Raw genomic sequence first — 7,382 nt, 5'->3', positions numbered from 1 at the left:
GGGTGCCCCCGAACGGGACGGGCTGGGACAGGCGCGCCTGGCCCCAGGCGACCTCGTGCCCCGCCGCGGCCCACGCCTCGTCGGCGGCCAGCACGGCGCGGACGGTGAGCCACCGCTCGCCCTCACCCGCCGGCAGGCCCGGCAGTTTGACCTCCCCGCCCTCCGGCGGCACGTCGAGCGCGAACTCCGCGACCGGCGCGCCCTCCTCCTCCACCACGGCCTCGAACGCCAGATGGGACAGATCGCGGTGCCCGTACAGGCTGGACACCCGCACCAGGCCGTCGGCGAACGCGAATCGGACCGGCTCGAACACCTTCTTGAGGTCCAGCAGCCCCGGCGAAGGCGTGCGGTCGGGGAAGACGAGCCCGTCGATGACGAAGTTCCCGTCGTGCAGCGGCTCGCCGTAGTCACCGCCGTAGGCGTACTCCAGGGAGGGGTGCGCCAGCCCGTGGTCGATCCACTCCCAGACGAACCCGCCGGCCAGCCGCGGGTAGCGCTCGAACAGCTCCTGGTACTCCTTCAGCCCACCGGGCCCGTTGCCCATCGCGTGCGCGTACTCGCACTGCAGGAACGGCATGGCCCGCCGCCGCGCGTCCAGCTCCGGGTCGGGCAGCGGCTCCTCGGCGCCCTGCCCGATGGCCTCCACCTCGGCGTGGTCGGCGTACATGCGCGAGTAGACGTCCGTACTGGCGCACGACCGGTCGCCCTCGTAGTGGATCGGCCGGGACGGGTCGCGCTCGCGCGTCCAGCCGGCCATGACCGCCAGGTTGCGTCCCACCCCGGACTCGTTGCCCAGCGACCACATGATGACGCTGGGGTGGTTCTTGTCGCGTTCGACCATGCGGCGCATGCGGTCGAGGAGCGCCTCGCTCCAGCGCGGGTCGTCGGTGGGGTTGCCCGCCCAGTGGATCTCGCCGAAGCCGTGCGTCTCCAGGTCGCACTCGTCGATCACCCACAGCCCCAGCTCGTCGCAGAGGTCGAGGAAGGCCGGGTGCGGCGGGTAGTGGCTGGTCCTGACGGCGTTGACGTTGTGCCGCTTCATGAGCAGCACGTCCTCACGCATGGTCTCGTAGGGCACGGCACGCCCGTGCTCGGGGTGGAACTCGTGGCGGTTCACGCCCTTGAGCAGCAGGGGGCGGCCGTTGGCCAGGAGGACGCCGTCCTCGATGGAGACCGTGCGGAACCCGACGCGCAGCCGTACCGACTCGCCGGGGCAGGTGACGACGGCGTCGTAGAGGCGGGGCGCGTCGGCCGACCACGGCTCCACGTCGACCGTGACGGACGCGCCGGGCTCCAGGTCGGCGACGCCCAGTTCGGGGACGCTCAGCCGCCCGTCACCGTCGAAGGCGAGCGTCCCCCGCCCGCCGGCGTACGAGGCGCGCACGAAGACGTCGGCGGCCGAGCGCGTCAGCGTGACGTCGCGGAAGATGCCGGGCAGCCACCACATGTCCTGGTCCTCCAGGTAGCTGGCGGCCGACCACTGGTGGACCCGCACGGCCAGCAGGTTGCGCCCCGGACGCAGCCAGGGGCCGGCGTCGAACTCGACGGGCACCCTGCTGCCGGTGGAGAAGCCCAGCTCGTGGCCGTTCAGCCAGACCCTGGCGTAGGAGTCGACGCCCTCGAACCGCAGCCGCCCGCCGCTCCACCCGCCGGGCAGGTCGAAGGCGCGCCGGTAGTCACCCGTCGGGTTGTCGGACGGGACGTGCGGCGGGTCGATGGGGAAGGGGAAGTCGACATTCGTGTACGCCGGCGAGCCGTGCCCGTGCAGCGGCCAGTGCGACGGCACGGGCAGCTCGTCCCAGCCGGAGTCGTCGTACCCGGGGTCGGCGAAGTCGGCGGGGACGTGCGCGACCGGCGAGAGGCGGAACCGCCAGACCCCGTTGAGGTCCAGGGTGGGGGCGTCGGAGTGAAGGGCCGCCCGGGGTTCGAGACGGCCCGAGCCAGGGGTGAAATGTGCGAGTTCCATCGCCGCCGAGCCTATGGCCTTGGGGTGGGTTTCGTCAGCGATGGGCGCTCTGTCCGGAAGCCGGCGCTAGCTGGGGCCGGTCGAGGAGTAGGCGACGATGTGCCGGCTGGTCTCGGGCAGGCTGCCGAGCTTGGCGACCTCGTTCGTCAGCCCTTCCAGGACCGCGCGCAACTGGACCTGTGTGACCTCCGCGAAGGTGCGCAGGTAGGCGATCCGGCGTTCGAGCTCCTCCGCCTCGGCCGACTGGACCTCGCCGCTCGAACGATAGACGTTGACCGCCTGGCTGGCGGCCTCCTCCGCCCGCAGCTGCGCCTCCTGGAGGATCTGCTCGTACTGCTGGCGCGCCTGGCCGACCAGCCGCCGGGCGTAGTCCTCCGCCTTGGCGATCTGGGCGTCCGCCGTCTGCTGGGCGCGGGACAGGAGGTTGACCGCGTCGACGTTGAGCCTGGCCGGCTGCGGGGCGCCGGGGCCGGCGATGTCGGTGCCGTGGTCCTTGTACCAGTTCCGCAGGCGGTCGACCTCCGCGCGCAGGTCGGCCTTCTCCATGTCGCCGGCCGCGATGTCGTCGGCCAGGCGGTACAGGAACGCGCGCACCTCCTCCTCGTTGTAGCCGCGGTGACCTAGCTTGGTGCGCGAGAAATCCCTGCTCCGCACCCGATCCGGCGTAAGTGGCTGGCGGTCGTGCGCTGGGCCGGGAGCCCATGTCATCTCTCCCGTCACTGCTTGCCTCCGTCACTGGTGAACTCGTCGAAGTGGATTTGCCCGGGCGGCACGCCGGCGTCCAGGAGCCGCCCGACCGTGGTCTGAACCATCTCCTCGGAGCCGCACACGAAGACGTCCTGGCCGCGCCAGGCCTTCAGCGCGACGTCCACCACGTGGCCGTGCTCACCGCGGTAGAGGCCGTCGTGGGACACCACGGGCACGACGCACAGCCACGGGTTCTCGGCGTCCAGCTTGGACAGCGCCTCCAGGTCGTACAGCTCCCGGGACGTCCGGGCGCCCATGAAGAGCCGGACGTTGCGGCGCGGCCCGTCGTAGGCGACCTGCTCCACGAGCGCCTTGAGGGGGGCCAGGCCCGTGCCTCCGGCGATCAGGAGGAGGTCTCCGGACCTGCCGGGGTCGAGCGTCAGCCTGCCGCCCACGGGCGCGCCGACGCGCAGGACGTCGCCGCGTTGCGCGCCGTACACGAGAGCGGTGCTGACCGTGCCGCCGTCGACCACCCGCACGTGCAGGTCGACGGTGTTGTCCCGGCGCGGCGCGTTGGCGAAGGAGTAGAAGCGCCACAGTCTCGGACGCAGCCCGAACGAGATCGACGCCGACTGCCCCGGCAGGAAGGGGTAGGGGTGGTTCAGGCGGGCCCGGATCACCGCGATGGCGGGGGTGCGCGGCTCGTGCATGATGATCTCGCCCTCCCACCAGGGCGGCGACGTGGTCGAGGCCTCGGCGGCCGACTCGGTCATCACCTTGGCGACCAGGCCGTACGCCTGCGTCCAGTCGTGCGCGAGAGCGGGCGTCCAGCGGTCACCGAGGAAGTGCTGGAGGGTGGCGAGCAGCGCCTGCCCGACCGCGGGATAGTGCTCCGCGACCACGGAGAACTTGCGGTGGTCGCGGCCGAGTTGCTTGAGGAACGGGACCAGGTCGTCCACCCGGTCCACATTGCTGATGATCCGCCCCAGCGCGCCCACGAGCCGATCCCGCTGCATCGCCATGGACACCGGGAAGAGGTCCCGGGTCTGCGGATACATCAGGAACAGGGCCGAGTAAAAGAACAATGGCACCTGATCACCCGACCGGGCGACGAGATGCCAGCTGTCCTTCAACGCTTGCGTGTCCACTTACCCGGCCGCCTCGGCGGGCCGTTCGACGACGGCCCCGCGTACCTCGCCCAGGGCGGTCACGACGTGCCCCACGATCTCCTCACCGGCGCCGTGGTCTCTGAGTGTCGCGACGAGCACGCCGCCGACCTTCTCGTAGTGCTCTCCCGTCACGCCCACGCCCCGGTGCGCGTCGGCCAGATCGCGGCCCTTGTAGCCGTCCGGGCCGCCCAGAACCGAGCAGAGCAGCATGACCATGTGCCGCTTCAGTCTCACCAGGTCGACGCCGTCGAAATACGGCTTGAGCTCGGCGTCGTCGAGCACCGCGGCATAGAAGTGCTCGACCACTTCGCGCACGGCCGGATTACCACCAATGCTCTCGTAGTGCGAGGCAAGAGCTACCACAAAACCTCCTAATTAGGACACGCTTTTGCACGCGTCACCCCTTGGTGGCGGTGGTGCGAGGAGTCAATTCCCGGCTCTGCGCTGGAACGACGCCGACCGGATTCGCGCGCGGTCAGAGCGCCATTCATGCCCCCAAAGAGCGGATATCGTGCGGGCCGTATTCCGGTACCGGTCCGTGGCCCTTCAGGTTTCCGAGCACGTGAACATGTCTCACGCACACTAGGGGGAGATCAAAAAGCTGGCAACCCGTCTCGCGCCGGGGATATCGCGTTTTCCGGATAATGACTCCGCCCATTGACTCTCCGCAACCGCGTCAGCCGTCCTGCCCCAGGGCGTAGACGCGGCGGGCGTTTTCGGCGCCGACCATGGCCGCCACCCTGGCGGCCTGGCCGGCCGACCACTCCCCCTGGGACACGAAGGCGCCGAGGACCCGGGCCATCGCGCGCCGCCACAGAACCGCACCGATGTGGTGCAGCTCGGCCGGCCCCCAGGCGTCGGAGGAGAAGAGCAGCTTGGCGAACGGCGCCGGCTCCAGACTCTCCGCCACGACCGCCTCGGCGCGGGCGCCGGTGTAGGTGACGCCCAGGCCGACGTCGAGGTAGACGTTCGGGTACGCCTGCGCCAGGAACCCGGCGTGCCGCTGGTACGGGTAGCAGTGCAGCAGCATCAGCGGCACCCCGGTCGGCTCGGCCAGCTCGATCAGGCCGCGCAGCAGCAGCGGGTCCGACCGGCGCAGGTCCACGTCGGGGTCGCCGAGCCCGGTGTGGATCTGGAGCGGCAGCCCGCGTTCGAGGCCCGTCCAGATGAGGTGGCGCAGCAGCACCGGGTCCGCCAGCCGCCCGGCGCCGCCCGCGAGCCACCGCCCCGCCGCCTCCGCGACCTCCGTCGGGGATGGCGGGGCGGGGTCGAAGTCGAGGCCGTGGCGGTAGGCCACGATGGTCTTCACGCCGCGCGCCGTACGCGTGCGCTCCCACAGCGTCTCGGCGAACCGCGCCGCGAACGCGCCCGCGCCGCAGCCGGTGGCGGCCACCTGCTCGGCGACGGTCTCCAGCCGCACGATCTCGTCGACGGGCACGCCCGAGACCTCGGCCATACCGGCGGGACCCAGGATCTCCTCGCCTCGGTAGCCGGTCTCCACCAGGTAGTGGCGGACGCCACTGGCCTGCAGGAGCCGCCGGTTGACCTCGTCCGCGCCCAGCCTGGCCCGTCTGGCCAGGTACTCCTCGGGCGAGGGGTGCGGGTCGAGGCCGAGCACGGGCGCGCAGTGGCGGAGGATGGCGTGGCCCGCCTGGCTGTCGAACGTCGTCATCCACGCGGGCACCGGCCGGTCGGACTCGGTGATCAGCCCCTCGAACTCCCGGCGCGTCAGGTCGTGCGCGGTCGCGCCGTGGACGTGGTGGTCCACCAGCGCAAGCTCCTCGATGAGCTCCGTGAGGTCAACGGCCATCGGCGCCTCTCGCTCCTCGGCTCCTCACACCCGGCTAGACCGGGTCGGCCACGGGGTCTCCGTGCCGTTCCTGCTCCCCTGCCTCCGGCTCGGGGACCTCGGCCGGCTCGACCGGCTCGACCGGCTCGACCGGCTCGACCGGCGACCGCAGCCCCGCGTACAGGACGAGGGGCACGGCCAGCGCCACCGCCATGGACAGCACGGCGGTGCCCGAGTCGTTCACCAGCATGCCGACCACGCCGCTGACCAGCGCCCCGACGAGCCCGGCGCGGAGCATCGGCGCGCGCGCGAACGCGTGCGGGAGCAGGCCCGCGCTGGCCTTGCCCGGCCGCAGCAGCGCGAACACGAGGAACGCGAGGCCCACGATCACGATCGGCATGAGGTTGGGCGAGAGCATGGTGTTGAGCATGGCGCCGAGCTTGCGCCCGATCATCGGCAGGAACGTCCCGTCGATGACCTGCCCGACGAACCTGCCCAGGTGCGTCTGCGAGGCGGGCGGGCGCATGTGGTCGAGCACCGCGATCAGGGACACGGCCACGCCGCCGAGCACGCAGAAGCCGATCACCTTCACGATCGACACGCGCCTGCCCGCGACGAGCAGCGCGGTGACGGCGATGCCGGGCACGAACGCGATCACGCCGCCGAAGTCGCTGCCCACGCCGGGCCAGCCCGCCAGCAGCATCGCGACCACGCCGAGGGTCGCCACGAGGGCCACGGCGGGCCGCCTGCGCCCGCCGCGCACCAGGTGGTCGGCCACGATGGCGGTCACCATGAGCACGGCGGTGGCGAGCAGCGCGAACGGGATGTTGGCCAGCCCGTAGTAGCGGCCGCCGACCACGGCGGTGTAGCCCATCAGGCTGTTGAACTGCAGCGTCGTCCCGGTGAGCAGGTCGGCGACGAGGGCGGCGGCGGTGATGCCGGCGACCACGGCCGGCGGCCCGAGGGGGTGGCGCCGCCACGGCCCGGCCATGGCCACCAGCAGGACGAGCCCGGCCAGGGCGAGCACCCCGCCGACGAGCGCCACGACCGGCTGGCCGGCGGTCACCCACGGCAGCAGGTTGACCAGGTAGGTGGAGACGGGGATCGAGGCGATGCCGAGCGCGGCCACGCCGACGGCCAGGGGCCGCCTGCGCCGCGACAGCAGGAGGTAGGCGGTGGCGTAGAACGCGACCTGGACGATGGCGAACCCCGTGAAGAACACCCCGGTCGTCGACCGCACGCTGGTGCCCGTCAGGTCGGACCTGCGCAGGTGGGCGGCGGCCTCGTCGAGCGGCAGGACCCTGCCCGCCGCCCACGGCACGCCGATGACGGTGAGCGGCGCGGGAGCCCCGGCGGCGGCCAGCACGGTGAGCGTGGCGTCGGGCAGGACCGTGATGTCCTCGCGCCTGGTCGAGGTGGTGCCCACCAGCGCGCCCGCGGCCCCGGCCGCGCGCTTCCACATGACGACTCTCAGGTGCGGCACGCTGCCGTGGTCGCCGATGCCGGCCAGCACGATCTCGGCGTCGGCGGGGATCCTGGCGAGCGCCTGGCCCACCTCGGCGTCGGCCGCGCGCACGGCCTCCCGCCGCCGCTCCGGCGAGAGCGCCTCGGGCTCCTTGGGCAGCGTGCCGCCGGCCACGTACGGGGTGATGAGCTCGTCCACGTCCACGGCCAGCACCCGGCAGCGCGACCAGTCGGCGAGCCCGGCGGGCTCGGCCGCGTAGAGGTCGACCTCGCCGGTGCGGTCGGCGAGCCCGAGCGCCGCTCCCCT

At 72.3% G+C, this 7,382-nt stretch carries 6 protein-coding genes; all 6 read right to left on the bottom strand.

Annotation, left to right across the window (positions count from 1 at the left end):
• Positions 1–1,966 (bottom strand): glycoside hydrolase family 2 TIM barrel-domain containing protein (locus DQW85_RS31035; RefSeq protein ID WP_113703356.1); only part of this gene is annotated, 1,966 nt, incomplete at its 3' end.
• Between the two features lie 66 nt (positions 1,967–2,032).
• On the bottom strand, positions 2,033–2,674 hold the full coding sequence (locus DQW85_RS31030; RefSeq protein ID WP_275888274.1) for a DivIVA domain-containing protein: 642 nt from the start codon (positions 2,672–2,674) through the stop codon (positions 2,033–2,035).
• A gap of 8 nt (positions 2,675–2,682) precedes the next feature.
• Positions 2,683–3,744 carry a globin domain-containing protein gene (locus DQW85_RS31025; RefSeq protein WP_240197531.1) on the bottom strand — a complete coding sequence of 354 codons (1,062 nt, stop codon included), beginning with the start codon at positions 3,742–3,744 and terminating at the stop codon, positions 2,683–2,685.
• A 57-nt stretch (positions 3,745–3,801) separates the two neighbouring features.
• Positions 3,802–4,185, bottom strand: coding sequence for a group I truncated hemoglobin (locus DQW85_RS31020; RefSeq protein WP_113703353.1), 384 nt, complete (start codon positions 4,183–4,185; stop codon positions 3,802–3,804).
• A 313-nt stretch (positions 4,186–4,498) separates the two neighbouring features.
• Positions 4,499–5,632, bottom strand: a complete 1,134-nt coding sequence (locus DQW85_RS31015) for an amidohydrolase family protein (protein WP_113703352.1) — start codon at positions 5,630–5,632, stop codon at positions 4,499–4,501.
• Between the two features lie 34 nt (positions 5,633–5,666).
• On the bottom strand, positions 5,667–7,382 hold a 1,716-nt coding region (locus DQW85_RS44935), incomplete at its 5' end, for a hypothetical protein (RefSeq protein WP_162795514.1).

This window comes from Nonomuraea lactucae (genome assembly GCF_003313395.1).
Classification (GTDB): Bacteria; Actinomycetota; Actinomycetes; order Streptosporangiales; family Streptosporangiaceae; genus Nonomuraea; species Nonomuraea lactucae.
The sequence above is the reverse complement of the archived record's forward strand: the minus strand, read 5'-3'. Positions and strand labels throughout refer to the sequence as shown.

What these genes read in the sequence shown, in the direction of transcription:
- DQW85_RS31015 (WP_113703352.1), bottom strand. Translation starts at nt 5,632, where the DNA reads ATGGCCGTTGACCTCACGGAGCTCATCGAGGAGCTTGCGCTGGTGGAC.
- DQW85_RS31030 (WP_275888274.1), bottom strand. Translation starts at nt 2,674, where the DNA reads ATGACATGGGCTCCCGGCCCAGCGCACGACCGCCAGCCACTTACGCCG.